Origin of the sequence: Pseudomonas sp. MOIL14HWK12:I1, from assembly GCF_000510705.1 — a bacterium.
GTDB lineage: Bacteria > Pseudomonadota > Gammaproteobacteria > Pseudomonadales > Pseudomonadaceae > Chryseomonas > Chryseomonas oryzihabitans.
In genome coordinates, this window is the sequence record NZ_AZNY01000009.1 from 80,244 (window position 1) to 98,294 (window position 18,051).

General features: G+C 68.0%; 16 protein-coding genes. 1 reads left to right on the forward strand and 15 read right to left on the reverse strand.

Going from position 1 to position 18,051, the window contains the following annotated elements; translation table 11 throughout:
- Nucleotides 1-14: 14 nt before the first annotated feature.
- Nucleotides 15-2,714 (forward strand): aconitate hydratase AcnA, encoded by a 2,700-nt coding sequence (acnA, locus tag PSEK12I1_RS0107680; protein WP_027601171.1) that lies wholly within the window; start codon nt 15-17, stop codon nt 2,712-2,714.
- Between the two features lie 48 nt (nt 2,715-2,762).
- Here acnA and PSEK12I1_RS0107685 read toward each other — a convergent pair whose 3' ends face one another.
- From PSEK12I1_RS0107685 to PSEK12I1_RS0107755, 15 genes are all read right to left on the reverse strand, one after another.
- Complete coding sequence (locus PSEK12I1_RS0107685; RefSeq protein WP_027601172.1) at nt 2,763-3,656, reverse strand: LysR family transcriptional regulator; 894 nt, start codon at nt 3,654-3,656, stop codon at nt 2,763-2,765.
- 74 nt (nt 3,657-3,730) lie between these two features.
- Nucleotides 3,731-4,696 (reverse strand): ABC transporter substrate-binding protein, encoded by a 966-nt coding sequence (locus PSEK12I1_RS0107690; protein ID WP_371099717.1) that lies wholly within the window; start codon nt 4,694-4,696, stop codon nt 3,731-3,733.
- Between the two features lie 3 nt (nt 4,697-4,699).
- On the reverse strand, nt 4,700-5,881 hold the full coding sequence (locus PSEK12I1_RS0107695; protein WP_027601174.1) for an acyl-CoA dehydrogenase family protein: 1,182 nt from the start codon (nt 5,879-5,881) through the stop codon (nt 4,700-4,702).
- Nucleotides 5,882-7,207 (reverse strand): LLM class flavin-dependent oxidoreductase, encoded by a 1,326-nt coding sequence (locus PSEK12I1_RS0107700; RefSeq protein ID WP_027601175.1) that lies wholly within the window; start codon nt 7,205-7,207, stop codon nt 5,882-5,884.
- A complete protein-coding gene (locus tag PSEK12I1_RS0107705; protein WP_027601176.1) occupies nt 7,204-8,151 on the reverse strand; it encodes an ABC transporter substrate-binding protein in 948 nt (315 codons plus the stop codon). The genes PSEK12I1_RS0107700 and PSEK12I1_RS0107705 overlap by 4 nt, the downstream gene beginning before the upstream one ends.
- 70 nt (nt 8,152-8,221) lie before the next feature.
- Entirely contained in the window at nt 8,222-9,310 is a 1,089-nt protein-coding gene (locus PSEK12I1_RS0107710; RefSeq protein WP_027601177.1) for an LLM class flavin-dependent oxidoreductase, read from the reverse strand.
- Nucleotides 9,311-9,953: 643 nt separating this feature from the next.
- A complete protein-coding gene (locus tag PSEK12I1_RS0107715; protein ID WP_027597761.1) occupies nt 9,954-10,820 on the reverse strand; it encodes an ABC transporter permease in 867 nt (288 codons plus the stop codon).
- Nucleotides 10,821-10,835: 15 nt separating this feature from the next.
- The gene (locus PSEK12I1_RS0107720) at nt 10,836-11,717 is read right to left on the reverse strand and encodes an ABC transporter ATP-binding protein (RefSeq protein WP_027601178.1); all 882 of its coding nucleotides are present in this window, start codon (nt 11,715-11,717) and stop codon (nt 10,836-10,838) included.
- A gap of 14 nt (nt 11,718-11,731) precedes the next feature.
- Nucleotides 11,732-12,613: a TauD/TfdA family dioxygenase gene (locus tag PSEK12I1_RS0107725; protein ID WP_027601179.1), complete on the reverse strand. Its 882-nt coding sequence runs from the start codon at nt 12,611-12,613 to the stop codon at nt 11,732-11,734.
- A gap of 26 nt (nt 12,614-12,639) precedes the next feature.
- Entirely contained in the window at nt 12,640-13,650 is a 1,011-nt protein-coding gene (locus PSEK12I1_RS0107730) for an ABC transporter substrate-binding protein (RefSeq protein ID WP_155951400.1), read from the reverse strand.
- A 163-nt stretch (nt 13,651-13,813) separates the two neighbouring features.
- Nucleotides 13,814-14,497, reverse strand: coding sequence for a TerC family protein (locus PSEK12I1_RS0107735; protein ID WP_027597757.1), 684 nt, complete (start codon nt 14,495-14,497; stop codon nt 13,814-13,816).
- A gap of 162 nt (nt 14,498-14,659) precedes the next feature.
- On the reverse strand, nt 14,660-15,397 hold the full coding sequence (locus PSEK12I1_RS0107740) for an ABC transporter substrate-binding protein (RefSeq protein WP_027601181.1): 738 nt from the start codon (nt 15,395-15,397) through the stop codon (nt 14,660-14,662).
- Nucleotides 15,398-15,515: 118 nt separating this feature from the next.
- Complete coding sequence (locus PSEK12I1_RS0107745) at nt 15,516-16,232, reverse strand: ABC transporter ATP-binding protein (protein ID WP_027601182.1); 717 nt, start codon at nt 16,230-16,232, stop codon at nt 15,516-15,518.
- Nucleotides 16,232-17,038: an ABC transporter permease gene (locus PSEK12I1_RS0107750; RefSeq protein ID WP_371099718.1), complete on the reverse strand. Its 807-nt coding sequence runs from the start codon at nt 17,036-17,038 to the stop codon at nt 16,232-16,234. Before PSEK12I1_RS0107750 ends, PSEK12I1_RS0107745 begins: the two co-directional genes overlap by 1 nt.
- Nucleotides 17,039-17,046: 8 nt before the next feature.
- A complete protein-coding gene (locus PSEK12I1_RS0107755; RefSeq protein WP_027601184.1) occupies nt 17,047-18,045 on the reverse strand; it encodes an aliphatic sulfonate ABC transporter substrate-binding protein in 999 nt (332 codons plus the stop codon).
- Nucleotides 18,046-18,051 lie beyond the last annotated feature (6 nt).

The window sequence follows — 18,051 nt, forward strand, 5'->3', positions numbered from 1 at the left end:
TTAGGAGACCCCTGATGCCAGCCCTGGACAGCCTCAACAGCCTCAAGACCCTGCAGGTCGGCGAGCGCACCTATCACTACTACAGCCTGCCCGATGCGGCCAAGACCCTGGGCAATCTCGACCAGTTGCCCAAGTCGCTCAAGGTGCTGCTGGAGAACCTGCTGCGCTGGGAAGACAACCAGACCGTCACCGGCGAAGACCTCCAGGCCCTGGCCGACTGGACCAAGACCCGCTCCGCCGACCGCGAGATCCAGTACCGCCCCGCCCGTGTACTGATGCAGGACTTCACCGGGGTACCGGCGGTGGTCGACCTGGCTGCCATGCGCGAAGCCGTGGCCAAGGCCGGCGGCGATCCGCAGCGGATCAATCCGCTCTCCCCCGTCGACCTGGTGATCGACCACTCGGTGATGGTGGACCGCTACGCCAGCGAGAACGCCTATCACGAGAACGTCGAGATCGAGATGGAGCGCAATGGCGAGCGCTACGCCTTCCTGCGCTGGGGCCAGAACGCCTTCGACAACTTCCGCGTGGTGCCACCGGGCACCGGCATCTGCCACCAGGTCAACCTGGAATACCTGGGCCGCAGCGTCTGGACCAAGGACGAAGACGGCCGCACCTATGCCTTCCCCGACACCCTGGTGGGTACCGACTCCCACACCACCATGATCAATGGCCTGGGCGTGCTGGGCTGGGGCGTGGGCGGCATCGAGGCCGAGGCGGCCATGCTCGGCCAGCCGGTGTCCATGCTGATCCCCGAGGTGGTGGGCTTCAAGCTGACCGGCAAGCTGCGCGAGGGCATCACCGCCACCGACCTGGTGCTGACGGTGACCCAGATGCTGCGCAAGAAGGGCGTAGTGGGCAAGTTCGTCGAATTCTTCGGCGACGGCCTGGCCACCCTGCCCCTGGCCGACCGCGCCACCATCGGCAACATGGCCCCGGAATACGGCGCCACCTGCGGCTTCTTCCCAGTCGACCAGATCACCCTGGACTACCTGCGCCTGTCCGGTCGCCCCGAGGAAACCGTGCAGCTGGTGGAGGCCTACACCCAGGCCCAGGGCCTGTGGCGCAATCCAGGCGACGAGCCGGTGTTCACCGATGTGCTGGAAATGGACATGGGCGAGGTCCAGTCCAGCCTGGCCGGTCCCAAGCGGCCCCAGGACCGCGTGCTGCTCGGCGAGGTGGCCAAGACCTTTGGCGACTTCACCGCGCTGGCGCCGAAAAAGGCCGAGGCCGCCAAGGTCGGCAGCAGCGTCGAGGTCCAGGTGAACGGCGAGACCTTCCAGCTGGAAGACGGCGCCGTGGTCATCGCCGCCATCACCTCCTGCACCAACACTTCCAACCCCAGTGTCATGATGGCTGCCGGTCTGCTGGCGAAGAAGGCCGCGGAGAAGGGCCTGATGCGCAAGCCCTGGGTCAAGTCGTCCCTTGCCCCCGGCTCCAAGGTGGTGACCGACTACTACAACGCCGCCGGCCTCACGCCCTATCTCAACGACCTGGGCTTCGACCTGGTCGGCTACGGCTGCACCACCTGCATCGGCAACTCCGGTCCGCTGCTCGATCCGATCGAGAAAGCCATCCAGGACGCCGACCTCACCGTAGCCTCGGTGCTGTCCGGCAACCGCAACTTCGAAGGCCGGGTGCATCCCCTGGTCCGGACCAACTGGCTGGCGTCGCCGCCGCTGGTGGTGGCCTATGCCCTGGCCGGCAGCGTGAAGGTCGACCTGACCCAGGAGCCGCTGGGCACCGGCAACGATGGTCAGCCGGTCTATCTGAAGGACGTCTGGCCCAGCCAGCAGGAAGTGGCCGACGCCGTGCAGAAGCTCGACACCGCCATGTTCCACAAGCAATACGGCGCCGTGTTCGACGGCGACGAGAAGTGGCAGGCCATCCAGGTGCCGGACGCCGAGACCTACGTCTGGGACGCCGACTCCACCTACATCCAGAATCCGCCGTTCTTCGAGGGCATCGCCGGCGATCCGCCGCGCATCGCCGACATCCACGACGCCCGCATCCTGGCGCTGCTGGGCGATTCGGTCACCACCGACCACATCTCCCCGGCCGGCAACATCAAGAAGGACAGCCCCGCCGGCCGCTACCTGGCCGAGCATGGCGTGGACTACGCCGACTTCAACTCCTATGGCTCCCGCCGCGGCAATCACGAAGTCATGATGAGAGGCACCTTCGCCAACATCCGCATCAAGAACGAGATGCTCGGTGGCGAGGAAGGCGGCAATACCTTCCATGTCCCCTCCGGTGAAAAGCTGTCGATCTACGACGCGGCCATGAAGTACGAGCTGGAAAACACTCCGCTGGTGATCATCGCCGGCAAGGAATACGGCACCGGCTCCTCCCGTGACTGGGCGGCCAAGGGCACCAACCTGCTGGGCGTGAAAGCCGTGGTCGCCGAGAGCTTCGAGCGTATCCACAGATCCAACCTGGTGGGCATGGGCGTGCTGCCGCTGCAGTTCAAGGACGGCGTGGACCGCAAATCCCTGGGGCTGACCGGCAAGGAGAAGATCGCCGTGCTGGGCATCGACGGCGTCGAGTTGCGTCCGCGCATGCCGCTGACCCTGGAAGTCACCCGCGAGGACGGCAGCCGCGAAAGCGTGGAAGTGCTCTGCCGCATCGACACGCTCAACGAGGTGAGCTACTTCAAGGCCGGCGGCATCCTGCACTACGTGCTGCGGGAGTTCCTGGCCAAGCCGGCGGCTTGAGCCGGCGACAACGAACGCCCGGCAGCCTGGCTGCCGGGCGTTCTGCTGTCAGGAGACAGCCAACAGCTGGCGTGCATCCCGCCCGAAGCCTTCGACCACTTCCTGCAACGCCCCGAGAAAGCGGGGATGGATCAGCCACAGCTGGATCTCCGGCTTGAAGTCCTTCAGCGGGATCGCGGCCAGGCGGTCGCGGTGGGCGCTGCGGGCCAGCAGCGGCGCTGGGACCAGGCCGAGGCCCTGGCCGTCGGCGACCAGACCGAGCTGGAGTTCGGTGCCGTAGGTCTCCAGGTTGATGCGCAGCGCCTGGCCCTGCTCGGCCAGGGTGCGTTGCAGACTGGCGCGAAAACCGCAGCCGTCGGGATTGAGCACCCAGCCCTGGCCCTGGATGTCGGCCAGCCGCTGCGCCCTGCCCGGTACCTGGTCACGGGCACCGACTACCTGCAAGGGCATGGCGCCCAGTGGCCGGGCCTCGACGCCATCGGGAAACACCTTGTTGGCCGGAAACAGCACCAGGGCGCCGTCCAGCTCACCCTGCTCGATACGGTTGACCAGCACGCTGCCCCAACCCGTCGCCACCTGGGTGCGCAGCTCCGGGTAGCGGGTGCGGATGTCTTTCACGGCCTCCAGCAACAGCGCATCGCCCAGGGTCTGGGGCACGCCCAGGCGCAGCAGCCCGGAGGGCGGCGCATCGCCCGCCACCCGCTCGCGCAGGGCGTCCATCTCGCGCAGGATGGCACGGCAATGCCCATAGACCTCCTGCCCCAGGCGGGTCGGCTTGAGCGGCTTGGTGTGGCGGTCGAGCAAGTCGACGCCGAGGTCCTGTTCGAGACTCTGCAGGCGGCGGGTGATGGCCGGCTGGGTGAGCCCCAGGGACAGGGCAGCGGCATTGAGGGAGCCGCTGCGGATCACCGCGACAAAGGCTTCGATATCGTCGGTCTTCATGAGGAGGCGTCTGACTTCCCGCTGCTGGACATGCGCCCCAAGCATAACGCAAGGCCTCCCCTGCTGCGCCCTGCTCAGCGTTGCGCCGTCTGCGTCGCTTCTGCCAGGCTCTTGGCGAAGCCGTCGTAGAATAGCCGGCTGGCGTCATAGCCCTTCACCAGACCCTCGCTGGCGAAGAAGTCGACGGTGCGCTGCGCCTGGGCGATGGCCGCAGGAGTCACCGGTCCGATAGCGGTGCGCGCCCGGGCGAACCAGGCCTGGGCGATGGCGGCGTCGGCACGGGTACGCTCGGCCCAGGCGCTGGCGTAGCGCGCCGTGTGTTCGGGATCGGCATTGGCCCAGGTCCGGGCCTGCTGCAGCCGCCGAAGAAAATCGGCGATGGCCTGGTGCCGGGCGACATCGTTCAGCGCACCCTGACTGGCCACCACGAAACTCTGCGCGGGGATCAGGCCCTCGGCGGTGGTGAGCACCCGGGCGCCGTGGCGCTGGGCCTGGGTGACATAGGGTTCCCAGGTGGCGATGGCGTCCACCGAGCCGCCTTCCAGGGCATGGGAGGCGTCCAGGGCGTTGAGATAGCGGAAGTTCACCTGCTCGCGCGGCACCCCGGCGCGGTCCAGCGCGGCCAGCGCCAGCTGCTGGCTCCAGGAGCCCTTCCAGATGGCCACCGTCTTGCCCTGCAGATCCGCCAGGCTATGGATGCTGGAGTCGCCGCGCACCAGCACTGCCACCCCCTCCAGGCTCTGGCGGCTGATGCCCACTACCCTGATCGGTGCGCCCAGGGCACCGAGGAACAGCGGCGGCGCATCGCCCAGCAGGCCCAGGTCGAGGCTGCCGACATTGAGCGCCTCGGCTACCGGCGAGCCGGCGGTGAATTGCTTCCATTCCAGTTGATACGGCAGGTCGCTCAGGACGCCGGCGGCTTCCATCACGGTACGGGTGTTGTAGCTCTGGTCGCCCACCACCAGGGTGGTGGCCAGGGCCTGGGTAGCGACCAGCAGGCCGAGGGTGAGGCCGACGAGGGTCTTGCGTAGCATGGAAATTCCTCAGGTGTAGGCGCGGATGTCGGGATACTGGCCGTTGACCGCATAGCGCCCGACCTCCAGCACCTTGTAGGCCAGGGGGTCGTGCAGGCTGTGGGTGCGCACGTCGCGCCAGAAGCGATCGAGGCCCAGGCGGTTGTGGGTGGCGCGGGCGCCCAGGGCATCGAATACCCGGGTGGTGACGTCGAGGGCGGTACGGGCGGCCAGCACCTTGGCGCTGGCCACGGCGATGGCCGTCTCGCCGCGCAGCTCGGCGGCGAAGGCATCATCGGCGGCCAGCAAGGCGTCCACCTGCCGCGCGGCCACATCGGCCAGGGCCACGGCGCCCTGCAGGGCGATCCAGAGTTCGCCCACCTGGCTCAACACCAGTTGATCCTCGCTGGCGCTGGCGGCGAGGGAATGCACCCAGGGTCGCGCCTCGGCGTGCAGATAGCGCCGCGCCTCGCGCAGGGCGCCCTGGGCGGCGCCCAGGTAGTACTGGGTGAAGGCCGACTGGTTGACCGGGGTGCGGATCACCGCGGCGAAGTCACCCGCGTCTTCCAGGTCGCAGACCTGGGCTTCCTCGGGGCTGGCCCAGACTTCCGTGAGGGTGAAGCTGCCGCTGTCGCTGCGGGCCACGCCGAAGTGGTCCCAGTCGTCGGCATAGGCCAGTCCCGGCCGGTCCGCCGGCAGGGTGACCATCAGGCGCGCCCCGCTCTCTCGATCGCGGGCGCTGATGGTGAGCCGATCGGCGAAGGCGGCGCCGCTGCAGAATCCCTTGCGCCCGGTCAGGCGATAGCCGCCGTCAGCACTCGGCGTGGCGAGGATGTCGTCATCCCGTGGATTGACCACTCCGGCCAGCCACAGTCGGCCTTCGGCGATTTCCGCCAGCAGCCGATCGCGCCTGGGCTGCGGCTCGCGGCGCAGGTTCACGGTATTGAGCAGGTGATAGCCAAAGAGCAGGCCCACCGAGCCGTCGCCGGCGGCGATCTCGCGCAGCACGCGCATGGCCAGCGACCAGGGCTGGCCGGCACCTCCGAGCCGCACAGGTATGACCAGGTTGGTCAGGCCGCTGTCCTTGAGTCGTTGCAGCTGGGCATCGGGACGAATGCGGTCGCGCTCGTCGGCCACCACCCGGGCGGCGAACTCCGCGCCGATCTCGCGGGCCAGCGTCAGCCAGCCCTCGGCATCCTTGGATGTGCTCATCTAGTCCTCCAGTGGGCCGAGGCCCAGGTGATCTCTCAGGGTCGAGCCCTGGTACTGGCGCCGGAACAGCCCGCGACGCTGCAGGTGCGGCACCACGCTTTCGCTGAATTCGACGAAGGAGCCCGGCAGGTAGCCGGGGGAAATCACGAAGCCGTCGCAGCCGCCGGCTTCGAACAACTCGGCCAGCTGGTCGGCGATCTGGGCACCGGTACCCACCAGTTGCGGTACGCGGACGCTGGCGGCGTAGCTGCGACCCAGTTCGGCCAGGGTGGTGCGCGGCCCAAGCGCCAGCAGCTTCTCGGCAGCGGCCGGCGGCAGGTCGGCGACCTCGACCACCTCGCCCAGGGCGGTATCCAGGGTGAAGCGCGACAGGTCGATGTTGAGCTGGGAGCAGAGGGTGATCAGCCCCACTTCCGGTTGCGCCAGGGCGTTGTGTCTTTCCTGCTTGGCGCGGGCCTCGACTTCGCTGCCGCCGATGAAGGGCATCACCGAGGTGAGGATCTTGCAGCCATCCGGCGAGCGCCCCTGCTCCAGCACCTGGCGGCGGACGTCGTCGCGAAAGGCTCGCATGGCGGCGAGATTGGGCTGGATGGTGAAGATGGCCTCGGCCCAGCGCGCGCCGAAGCGTCGGCCGCGGCCGCTGGAACCGGCCTGGATCAGCACCGGGCGCCCCTGGGGACTGCGCGGGATATTGAGCGGCCCTTCCACGCGGAACCAGTCGCCCTGGTGATCGAGGGCGCGCACCTGCGCGGGGTTGGCCAGCACGCCGGCGGCCCGATCCAGGCGCAGCGCGTCGGCTCCCCAACTGCGCCACAGCTTGACGGCCACCTCGACGAATTCGTCGGCGCGGTCGTAGCGCAGGTCGTGCTCCAGGTGGCGCTCCTTGCCGAACAGCCGGCCCTCGCTGTCGTTCATCGAGGTGACGATGTTCCAGGCGGCGCGCCCGCGGGACAGGTGGTCCAGAGTGGCGAAGGCCCGCGCCACATGAGCCGGCTCGTAGTAGGTGGTGGAACGGGTGCAGCCCAGGCCAAGACGGCGGGTATGGGCCACCAGGTAGGAGAGCAGCGGCAAGGGGTCGAGCCGGGTGGCGTCCTGGGCGCCCAGGCGCAGAGCGGTCTCCCGCGAGCCGCCGAGCTGGTCGCCGACCGCCAGGCGGTCGGCGAAAAAGAGGAAGTCGAACAGCCCCTCTTCCAGCGCCTTGGCCGCACGCACATAGTAGTCCGGGTCGAGGAAGTCGCCCTGGGTCTCGGGGTGGCGCCAGACGGCGTGACTATGGACGACGGGACCGGCCAGCAGGAAGCCGGCGAGGTGCAGTTGACGGCTCATCGGCTGGCCTCCCGGGGCGCTTGCAGATAACGGTTGAAGCTCTGGTCATAGAGCGGCTTGACGTCGTAGGGCTGTTGCAACACTCCGGCCTTGACCAGGAAATCGGCGGTCTGCTGGCCGTCGGCGAGGGTCTGGGCGCTGATTGGCTCGACCCAGGTGGCGTCGCGGCGGAACCAGCTCTCGGCGATGGCCGGATCGGAGTTGTTGCGCTTGGCCCAGGCCTGGGCATAGACGTCGACGTGGTCCCGCGCCCAGCTGCGCGCCCGCTGCAAACGGGCGACGAAATCGCCGATGGCGGCGCGGTTCTCGTCTAGGTGGCCGGTGTTAGCCACCACATAGACTGGAGCCGGCATCAGGTCCTTGGCGGTGACCAGCACCCGTCCGCCCTGGCGTTCCACCATGCTGACATAGGGCTCCCAGGTCGCGGTGGCATCCAGGGTGCCCTGGCTCACGGCGGCGACCGCCTCGGTGGGCATCAGGTAGCTGTAGTGCGGGGCGTCGCTGGGCAGGCCGGCCTGTTCCAGCGCCGAATAGACCAGTTGCTGGCTCCAGGAGCCCTTCCAGATGGCCACGCGCTTGCCGGCGAGATCGGCCACCGTTTTGATCGGCGAATCCTTGCCGACCACGATGGCGGTGCCGTCCGGGCGGTTGCGGGTCACCGCCACCACCTTGACCGGGCCACCGCGGGCCGCCAGGGCGATCACCGGGGTATCGCCGACGATACCCAGGTCGATGGAGCCGACATTGAGCGCCTCCACCACCGGGCCCCCGGCGTTGAATCTCTTCCACTCGATCTGGTACGGCAGGTCTTTCAATTCACCGGCCTGCTCCAGCAGGGTGCTGCTGTAGTAGAACTGGTCACCGATGGTGAGGGTGACCGCCTGGGCCAGGCTGGCGGAGGCGCCGGCCAGCAGGCCGGCGGCGAATAGCAATCCCTTGATCACGAAGGCGTCTCCTCGAGGGCATCGGGAGCGCTCCGTGGGTACGGTCGCGCGGTGGGTTGGTCAGAAAGTTTCAGCCGGTGCGACGAGCGCTGGCCAGGCGCGCGGCGACCTTCTCCCGGGTCAGGGGAATCAGCTCGCGACCGTATTCGACGGCGTCGTTGAGCGGATCGAAGCCGCGGATCAGGAAGCTGTCGACGCCCAGGTCGTAGTAGTCCAGCAGGGCATCGGCCACCTGCTCGGCAGTGCCCACCAGGGCGGTGGAGTTGTGCCCACCCCCGACCAGGGCGGCGATGCCAGTCCAGAGCCGGCGGTCTACCCGGTCGCCCAGGGCCACGGTATCGCGCAGGCGCTGGGCCCCGACCGCTTCCGGCTTGGCCGGATGCACAGCGCCTTCTGCGGCCAGGCGCGCCTTGGCCTGTTGGCGGATGGCCTCGGCCTTGGCCCAGGCGGCCTCCTCGGTGTCGCCGAGGATCACCCGGAAGGAAACGTTGAACCTGGGGGTACGGCCGTGGCGCGCCGCCTCGGCGCGGACCGCGGCGATGGTCTCGCGGGTCTGGGCCAGGGATTCGCCCCAGAGCGCGAAGACATCGGCGTGCTTGCCGGCGACCCGCAGGGCGGCGGGCGAGGAGCCGCCGAAAAAGACCGGCAGGCTCGGCTGCTGCAGCGGCTTGATGGCGGAGAAGCCGTTCGCCACCCGGTAGTGCTCGCCCTCGTGGTCGAAGGGCTGGGTGCTGGTCCACTCCTGGCGCACCACGTCGAGGAATTCCTCGGTGCGGGCATAGCGCTGGTCGTGGTCCAGCCAGTCACCGTCCTTGCGCTGCTCCCCGTCGCTGCCACCGCTGATGATGTGCACCGCCAGGCGGCCGTCGAGTAGGTGGTCGAGGGTAGCCAGCTTGCGCGCCGCCAGCGTCGGGGCGACGAAGCCGGGCCGGTGGGCCAGCAGGAACTTGAGCTTCTGCGTCGCCTGCCCCGCCAGGGCGGTGACGAGGAAGCCGTCGGGTTGATCGGACCAGTAGCCGACCAGGATACGGTCGAAACCAGCCTGCTCGTGGGCCTGGGCGAAGCGGGTGACGTAGCCCTTGTCGAAGATGGGACCGGAGGGGGCGATGATCTCGGAGGTGAGGCGATGGCCGATCATGCCGAGGAATTGAACGCTCATGGTGGTGAATCCCGTGCCGAGGTAAGGGGATGCCTTCTTGGAAGGCGTTGGCTGGGGTCCACCTTAGGCAGGCAAGGCATAAGAAGGAAATTCCTTATGCGCATATCCTAATTCAAGTTTTATTTACTACACGCATTTAAGGTGGATAGCGCAGAGCTTCCTTATGTGGCCGCGCCCGCACCGTAGCGTGGAAAACGGCGCAGCCTTTTCCACTGGGGATCGGGTGCGAAGGGTGCCCTCACCCCAGCCCTCTCCCAGGGGGAGAGGGGGTGGTCCGAGCGAGGGTTGAGCTCCGTAGCGCGGAAAACGGCGCAGCCTTTTCCACTGGAGGACTTCGCTGCGAAGGGCGCCCTCACCCCAGCCCTCTCCCAGGGGGAGAGGGGGTGGTCCGAGTGAGGGTCGAGCTTCGTAGCGTGGAAAACGGCGCAGCCTTTTCCACTGCAGGATCGGGTGCGGGGGTGCCCTCACCCCAGCCCTCTCCCAGGGGGAGAGGGGGTGGTCCGAGTGAGGGTTGAATGCTGCTGCTCCCGGGGCAAAGTCGGTGGCCTGTTGGGCTTCGACGGTGGAGCCGTCTCAACCAACCTAGGTGCTATTCCGTAGGTTGGGTTGAGCGCAGCGAAGCCCAACAAAAAGGCGCCAGACCCTACCGCTGCATGCCCCACTTCTTCACCGTCAGCCGTTCCAGAGTGGCGAAGACCAGGCCCTCCACCAGCAGGCCTATGATGATCACCGCGGCCAGGCCGGCGAAGACGCGGTCGGTGTAGAGCTCGTTGCGATTCTGGAAGATGTACCAGCCCAGGCCGCCCTTGCCGCTGGAGGCGCCGAACACCAGCTCGGCGGCGATCAGGGTGCGCCAGGCGAAGGCCCAGCCGATCTTCAGGCCCGAGACGATGGCCGGCAGCGCCGCCGGGATGAGGATCAGCCCGACGTACCTCAGGCCCTTGAGGCCATAGTTGCGTCCTGCCATGCGCAGGGTGTCGGAGACGCCGAGAAAACCCGAATAGGTGTTGAGCGCCATGGGCCAGAGCACCGAATGCACCAGCACGAACACCAGGCTGTTCTCGCCGAGGCCGAACCAGAGCAACGCCAGGGGCAGCAGGGCGATGGCCGGCAGCGGATTGAACATCGAGGTCAGGGTGCCGAGCAGGTCGCGACCGAACTGGGTGGAGACGGCCAGGGCGCTCAGCGCCAGGGCCAGGACCACGCCCAGCAGATAGCCCTTGAGCAGGGTGCCGAGGGAGATGGCGACCTTGGCCGGCAACTCGCCGGTCGCCAGGCCATCCCAGAAGGCGGCGGCGGTCTGCAGGAAGCTGGGCAGCAGCAGGTCGTTGCCCTGCCAGCGGGCGGCCACTTCCCAGGCCAGCATCAGGATCGCCAGGATCACCAGCTTGCGCAGCCAGGCCTGGCTCCACAGGCGCGTCGCCAGGGGTAGCTCGACCGCCAGCGGCAAATCGTCGAGGGGCGCGAGGTCCCGTTGGTATTCGGCCCGCACTGGGGGCTGTCGAGTCATGGGTCTACCTCGAAACTAGTAGGAAATGCGGCCCTGGACGATGGCCTGCTGCAGGCGCAGGCGCTCGTCGGCGACCTCCGGTGGCAGGGTCTGGACGTCGTCGGGGAACAGCAGGTTGTGGATGCGCAGTGCGGTGCTCTGGAATTCGGCGCCGCCGAAGTCCTCGAGGCCGAACTGGTGGCAGTTGAGTTCCGCGCGGACCCTGCCCGGATGGGGCGACAGGAGCAGGATGCGATTACCCACCACCAGCGCCTCTTCGATGGAATGGGTGACGAACAGCAGGGTGAAGCGCACCTCGTCCCAGAGCGCCAGCAATTCTTCCTGCATCTTGCGCCGGGTCAGGGCGTCCAGGGCGGCGAAGGGTTCGTCCATCAGCAGGATCTTGGGCTGCATGGCCAGGGCGCGCGCGATGGCCACCCGCTGCTTCATGCCGCCGGAAAGATGATGCGGATAGGCATCGACGAAGCGCGCCAGGCCGACCTTGTCCAGGTAGTGCAGCGCCCGCTCGCGCGCCTCGCCACGACTGGCCTGGCGACTGGCGAGCAGCGGGAACATGGTGTTCTCCAGCACCGTCTTCCACGGCGGCAGCTGATCGAATTCCTGGAACACCACGATGCGATCCGGTCCCGGGCCCTTGATCGGCTGGCCTTCCAGACGGATCTCGCCATGCAGCGGCGGCAGAAAGCCCGCCACCGACTTGAGCAGACTGGACTTGCCGCAGCCGGACGGGCCGAGCAGGACAAAACGGTCGGCGCCATGCACCTCGAAGGATACCTGGTGGGTGGCCCGCACCCGGCGCTCGCGGGTGCGGTATTCGAGGTCGAGATCCTGCACCTGCAGCAACGGCTGGGTCTGCGCCAGGGTCAGGTGCGGGCGGGAAGCGAGAGGAGCGTTCATGGTCGTCTCCTCCCTCAGAAAGGCGCATCGCCCTGGATGGTGGTGCGATACAGCTTGCGCCTCATATGGTTGGGGCAGCCGGCCGCCAGGTGCAGCAGCGAGCGATTGTCCCAGAACACCAGGTCGTGGGGCCGCCACTGGTGGCGATAGAGGTGCTCGGGCTTGACGCTGTGGGCGTACAGCTCGGCCAGCAGCTCGCGACTCTCGTCTTCCGGCAGGCCGACGATATGGGTGGTAAAGCCCTCGCTGACGAACAGCGCCTTGCGACCGTTCTCCGGATGGGTACGCACCACCGGATGCACCACCGCCTTGACCTCGGCCAGTTGCGCGGCAGTCAGGGTCGGCCGCCAATTACCCTCGAACTTGGGCTTGGCATAGGTGGCGGTGTAGGAATGCTCCGCCTGCAGACCGTCGACCTGGCGCTTGAGCGCCGCCGGCAGGGTGTCGTAGGCCAGGTGCATGTTGGCGAAAATGGTATCGCCGCCCTCCTCCGGCAACTCCTGGGCATGCAGCATGGAACCCAGGCTCGGCAGTTCCTTGTAGGAGAGATCCGAGTGCCAGAACTTGCCGGCATCGCCCAGGCCGATCGGCTGACCGTCTTCGACGATGTTGGAGACGATGAGGATCTCCGGGTGGCCGGCCAGGTGGAATTGCTTGAGCACATGGATCTGCAACTCGCCGAAGCGGCGACTGAAGGCGATCTGCTCCTCGGGGGTGATGCGCTGGTCGCGAAACACCACCACATGGTGGTCCAGGTGGGCGCGATGGACGCGGGCGAAGTCGTCGGCATTGAGCGGCCGGGCCAGATCGATTCCGAGGATCTCGGCACCCAGGTTGCCGAAGGGACGGATCTCGAAAGTCTGGCCGGCGGCCGGACGGGGGGATGCGAGAGTCATTGGAGTTTTCTCCTTGGTGGTCCAGCTCAGCTGCCGGGACGCTCGTGGGCTTCGGGGAAGAAGTAGTCCTGCCAGGAGGCAGCCTGGTGTTTCAGCACACCCAGCTCCTGCAGCTTCTGGGCGTAGACGAAGGTGCGCTGTGGTTCGACGGTGAAGTCGATCTCCGGGTCCTCGACGATGCGCTGCACCAGGGCCAGCGGCAGCTTGGAGTTCTCCACGCGGATATAGGCCTCGGCCGCGGCCGCCTTGTTGGCGCGGATGAAGGCGGCGGCTTCCACCAGGGCGTCATAGAAGGCGCGGTAGGTCTTGGGATTCTCGTCGTGGAATTTCTCGGTGGTGTAGAGCACGTTGAAGGTGCCCGGTCCGCCGAGGACGTCGTAGCTGCTGAGGATGCGGTGGACCCGGGGATTCTCCAGCGCCTGGTACTGGAATGGCGGGCTGGAGAAGTGGGTGGTGATCTCCGCGCCGCCCGCCATCAGGGCGGCACTGGCATCGGGGTGCGGCAGACTCACGCTGATGGCATCGAATTTCCTGAACTGGGCGTCGCCGAAGACCTTGGCCGTCTCGATCTGCAGGGTGCGCGACTGGAAGCCCACGCCCGCCGCCGGCACGGCGATGCGATCCTGGTCGGTCAGATCCTTGATCGACCTGACCTCGGCGCGATTGCTCAGCAGGTAGTTGGGCATGGCGCCCAGGGCGGCGATGGCCTTGACGTTCTGCCGTCCGCGGGTGCGATCCCAGACGGTCAGCATCGGCGGCACCCCGGCGGAGACCACGTCCAGCGAGCCGGCCAGCAGCGCCTCGTTCATGGCGGTGGCGCCGGAGATGCTGTTCCAGTCCACCTGGATGTCCAGGCCGGCGGCCTTGCCGTGCTTTTCGATCAACTGCCGATCGCGCACCACGTCGAGGATCAGATAGCCGATGCCGAATTGCTGGGCGATGCTGATCCTGCCTTCGGCGGCAGCACTGCCTGCGAAGCCCAGGGCACCCACCACGGCGGCGAGTACCGCCAACCCCTTCCCTACCCTGCTCATCATCCCGCTCCGGGCCGACTGGCCATCCGAAAGCGTTATAGGCTAATGAGCTGTTATAACTTTTGGTAAAGACGGAATTTGACTAACGATATGCAGTGACGGCGCAGCTCAGGTGCGCCGTCACTTGGGAGCTGCCTTGGAACGGGTCCAGGGCAGCTGGCGAAGCTCAAGCCGTGACGGTGCGCCGCGCCAGCAACTGACCCACCGCCAGCACGAAGACCGCGCCGACCGCCCCGGCCGCATAGGGTACCCAGTGCACATCGGCAAAGCCCAGCCAGCCCTGCAGCAGCTCGTCGCTGGCGATCAGCTTGCCGGCGATCCAGCCCAGCAGCGCCGCGCCGGCCACCACCAGCCAGCGAAACCTTTCCATGAGCTTCAGGATGAGCTGGCTGCCGAAGATGATGATGGGAATGCTGATGAGCACCCCGGCGATGGCCAGGCCCAGGTGCCCCTGGGCGGCGCCCGCCACGGCGATGACGTTGTCCAGGCTCATCACCACGTCGGCCACCATGATGATCCAGATGGCCTGGCCCAGGGTGGTACCGGCCTTGACGTTGGCCTCGTCCTCTTCGGGCATCAGCAACTTGATGCCGATCCACAGCAGCAGCACGCCTCCGACCACCTTGAGCAGCGGCCAGCCCAGCACATAGCTGGCGACGAACAGCAGCAGGATGCGCAGGATCACGGCGCCGGCGACACCGCCGAGAATGGCCTTGCGTCGTTGCGCATCCGGCAGGCGCCGGCAGGCCAGGGCGATCACCACGGCGTTGTCGCCGCCGAGCAGGATATCGATGATGACGATCTGCAGGAGACCGGTGAGAAAGGCGGGATCGGACAGGGTGGCGAGCAAGATCGACCTCGAAGCTAAGGGTGCTGGGACAGGCATTGGGCAGCAGGAGCCGTCGATGATTTCATCGGGCCCCTGCCGCGGCGCCAAGAATAGCGCCCCAAGCTGTCATCCAGCCGACGAAACGGCGCCGCGGATCGATTCCGCCTGGCGCCGGGCGGCCCTTCAGCCGCCCGTCGAGGGCGCGCCGATCCGCACGTCGCCCTGACCGCTGGCCGCCAGCGCGCGGGCTACCAGGCCGCTGCGCAGTTGCTCATCGAGAAAGTCCTGCACGAAGGCCGCTGCGGCGGCGCGCCCCTTGGGTACGGCCATGGCCTGGCGGATCTCGGTGAAGCTGTCGGCCAGCACCCGATAGCCCGGATGAGCCACGGCATAGGCTTCCAGGGGTTGGCGCACCCCGGCGGCGGCGTCCAGGCGCTGATCGACGAACCAGTCGATGGCCGCTGGCGAGGTGGGCGCTCGCACCAGCTCCGCCTGGGTCAGGGTGCGACTGAGATAGAGGTCATAGGCCGCGCCCTGCCCCACGGCGATGCGGCGCCCGGCCTTGTCCAGCTCGGCCACGCCCTGGGCCGGATCGTCCGCGCGCAGCAGGTAGGTGCCCTCGATGATGACATAGGGTTCGCTGAAGGCGATCTGCGCCGCGCGTACCGGTTCGATGGCGAGAAAAGCCAGGTCCCAGGCGTCTTCCTGCAGCGCGGCAAAGACCTTGCCGGCGGCGTCATGGGTCGTGAACTGCACCGGCACGCCCAGGCGCTCGGCCAGCGCCCGGGCCAGGGCCACCGAGACACCGGCCGGCTCGCCATCGGCGCCGCGTTGTGCCAGCACCGGATTGCCGTAGTTGATCGCGGTGCGAAGAGCGCCCTGGGGGGCCAGTTCGGCCAATACCGCTGCGGATGGGCTCATGGAAGCTCCTTGGAGGGGTCGACTGTCGGGGTGCGGCTGGGGCTCGCCGCGGCCATCCGATACTGCCGGCTCGCGGGCGATTGCGCACGCCTTCGTCGACCCTTCCGTGCTCGTTGCCTCACACCCTGAGCCGCTGCAATTCCTCATAGGCCTCGGCGGCCTGGGCCAGCAAGGCGGGGGCTCGCCTTTCACGCGGATGGGGCGCCGCCACGGCGAAGCGGCGCTGCACGCGGGAGGGCGCGCCGCCCAGGACCAGGACGCGGTCGCCCAGGTAGAAGGCCTCGTCCAGATCGTGGGTCACTAGCAGCACGCCGATGTGATACCGGGCCACCAGGCCCAGCACCAGGTCCTGCAATTGCCAGCGGGTGAAGGCGTCCACCGCGCTGAAGGGCTCGTCGAGCAACAGCAGCCGTGGGCGACCATAGAGTCCGCGGGCGATGGCGACCCGCTGGGCCATGCCGCCGGAGAGTTGCTTGGGCAGCAAGGCGCCCTGCCCCTCCAGCCCGACGTCACTGAGCAACTGCGCCGTCCAGGTACGATCGAAGCGCGTGCCGTCGGCGAAACCGACATTGGCGGCCACGTCCAGCCAGGGCATCAGCCGCGGCTCCTGGAACACCACGCCGCCGCCCTGGCTGGCCGCGGCCAGGGTCATGTGGCCGCTGAAGGCGTCGTCCAGCCCGGCGGCGATGCGCAGCAGGGTGCTCTTGCCGCAGCCACTGGCACCCAGCAGGCTGACCACCTCGCCGGCGGCCAGGGTCAGGTCGACGCCTTCCAGCACCCGGCGCCCGGCAAAGGTCTTGCCGATGCGTTCGAGAGACAGCAGGGGTTCGCTCATCACTGGCCACCCTGGTAGGTATCGCGCCAGGCCAGCGCCCGGCGTTCCAGGCGCAGCAGCAATTCGTCACTGAGCTTGCCGAGCACCGCCAGCACCAGGATGGCGGCGATGACCACGTCCGGTCGCGAGGTCTCCCGACCGTCGCTGAGCAGGTAGCCCAGGCCGGCGGTGGCGGCGATCAATTCGGCGGCCACCAGGAACATCCAGCTCATGCTCAGGGCTCCGCGCAGGCCGGTGAACAGACTGGGCAAGGCGGCCGGCAGCAGGATGCGGCGGATCAGCGCCGGGCGTGACAGGCGATAGAGGCGCCCCACTTCCACCAGGCGGCGATCGACGTCGCGGATGCCGCTGACCAGCGCCAGGTACAGTGGAAAGAAGGCACCCAGGGCGATCAGCACGATCTTGGGCGTTTCATCGATACCCAGCCAGAGCAGCAGCAGGGGCACCCAGGCCAGGCTGGGAATGGCGCGCAGCGCCTGGAACAGCGGATCGAGATAGGCCTCGGCGCGGCGCGACAGTCCGACCCAGGCGCCGATCAGCAGCGCCAGACCCGCGCCCAGGGCGAAGCCACTGGCGACCCGCGCCAGACTGGCCGCCAGGTGCCGCCACAACTCTCCTTCCCCCAGCAGCCACAGGGTCCGCAGCACCTCGCTGGGTGGTGGCATCTGGTAAGCCGGCAGCCAGCCCAGGCGCACCACCGCCTCCAGCGTCACCACCAGCCCCAGGGGCAGCACAGCGCCGCGCCAGCGGCCACCCGCACCGCGGACGGGTCCGGAGGCCTGGGCCAGCGGCGCGGCCTGGGTCAGTTCATCACTCACGGCGCGGTCGCCTTGGCCACGGCGGGTTCGGCCTTGATCACCGCCTGGGCCAGCGCGGGCTGGACCAAGGCATCGACCGCCGCGACGGCGTCCACGCCAGGGCGTACCAGACCTTCTTCGGCCAGCAGCGGCGCGGCGCCCTTGAGCGCGGCGACGAATTGCGGACCGGGCAGCGGCTGGCTGAAATCGGTACGGGCGAGCTGGCGCTGGGCGACTTCCAGCGGCAGGCCGGACGCCTTGGCCAGCAACTCGGCGGTCTCCTGGGGATGGGCCAGGGTCCAGTGGCGCGCGTCCTCATAGGCGCCCAGCACCGCCTTGACCAGCTCCGGCTGGGCCTTGGCGAAGGCCTCGGTGGTGCTCAGCACGCCATAGCTGTTGAAGTCGAGATTGCGATAGAGCAGGCGCGAGCCCGCCTGCAATTCGCTGGCGGCCATGTGCGGATCGAGCCCGGCCCAGGCATCCACCTGGCCGCGCTCCAGGGCGGCGCGACCGTCCGGGTGCTGGAGATGGACGATGTCCACGTCGCCCTTCTTCAGGCCCGCCTCGCGCAGGCTGCGCAGCAGGAACAGATAGGGATCGGTGCCCTTGGTCGCGGCGATTTTCTTGCCCTTGAGATCGGCCAGGGACTTGAGCGGCGAATCCTTGGGCACCACCAGCGCGGTCCATTCCGGGCGACTGGCGAGATAGAGGGTTTCGATCGGGGCGCCATTGGCGCGGCTGAGCAGCGCTGCGAGCCCCGCGGTGGAGGCGAAATCGGTGCTGCCGCTGTTGAGGTATTCCAGCGAGCGATTGCTGCCCTGGCTGAACACCCAGCGCACGGCGATGCCCTGCTCGCCAAGGCGCTTTTCCAGCAGACCCTGCTCCTTGAGCACCAGGCTGGTGGGGGCGTAGTAGGCGTAGTCCAGGCGGACTTCCTTGGGCGGTGCGGCCTGCGCCAGCAGCGCGCTGCCGAGCAGGGCCAGACCGGCGGCCCAGCGTAGCGTGGTCTTGTGCATCTCGAG

Excerpts from the sequence above, each read along its gene's own strand:
- PSEK12I1_RS0107755 (WP_027601184.1), bottom strand. The coding sequence starts at position 18,045 with ATGCACAAGACCACGCTACGCTGGGCCGCCGGTCTGGCCCTGCTCGGC.
- PSEK12I1_RS0107725 (WP_027601179.1), bottom strand. The coding sequence starts at position 12,613 with ATGACTCTCGCATCCCCCCGTCCGGCCGCCGGCCAGACTTTCGAGATC.
- PSEK12I1_RS0107715 (WP_027597761.1), bottom strand. The coding sequence starts at position 10,820 with ATGACTCGACAGCCCCCAGTGCGGGCCGAATACCAACGGGACCTCGCG.
- PSEK12I1_RS0107710 (WP_027601177.1), bottom strand. The coding sequence starts at position 9,310 with ATGAGCGTTCAATTCCTCGGCATGATCGGCCATCGCCTCACCTCCGAG.
- PSEK12I1_RS0107685 (WP_027601172.1), bottom strand. The coding sequence starts at position 3,656 with ATGAAGACCGACGATATCGAAGCCTTTGTCGCGGTGATCCGCAGCGGC.
- PSEK12I1_RS0107695 (WP_027601174.1), bottom strand. The coding sequence starts at position 5,881 with ATGAGCACATCCAAGGATGCCGAGGGCTGGCTGACGCTGGCCCGCGAG.
- PSEK12I1_RS0107730 (WP_155951400.1), bottom strand. The coding sequence starts at position 13,650 with ATGATGAGCAGGGTAGGGAAGGGGTTGGCGGTACTCGCCGCCGTGGTG.
- PSEK12I1_RS0107740 (WP_027601181.1), bottom strand. The coding sequence starts at position 15,397 with ATGAGCCCATCCGCAGCGGTATTGGCCGAACTGGCCCCCCAGGGCGCT.
- acnA (WP_027601171.1), top strand. The coding sequence starts at position 15 with ATGCCAGCCCTGGACAGCCTCAACAGCCTCAAGACCCTGCAGGTCGGC.
- PSEK12I1_RS0107700 (WP_027601175.1), bottom strand. The coding sequence starts at position 7,207 with ATGAGCCGTCAACTGCACCTCGCCGGCTTCCTGCTGGCCGGTCCCGTC.
- PSEK12I1_RS0107745 (WP_027601182.1), bottom strand. The coding sequence starts at position 16,232 with ATGAGCGAACCCCTGCTGTCTCTCGAACGCATCGGCAAGACCTTTGCC.
- PSEK12I1_RS0107720 (WP_027601178.1), bottom strand. The coding sequence starts at position 11,717 with ATGAACGCTCCTCTCGCTTCCCGCCCGCACCTGACCCTGGCGCAGACC.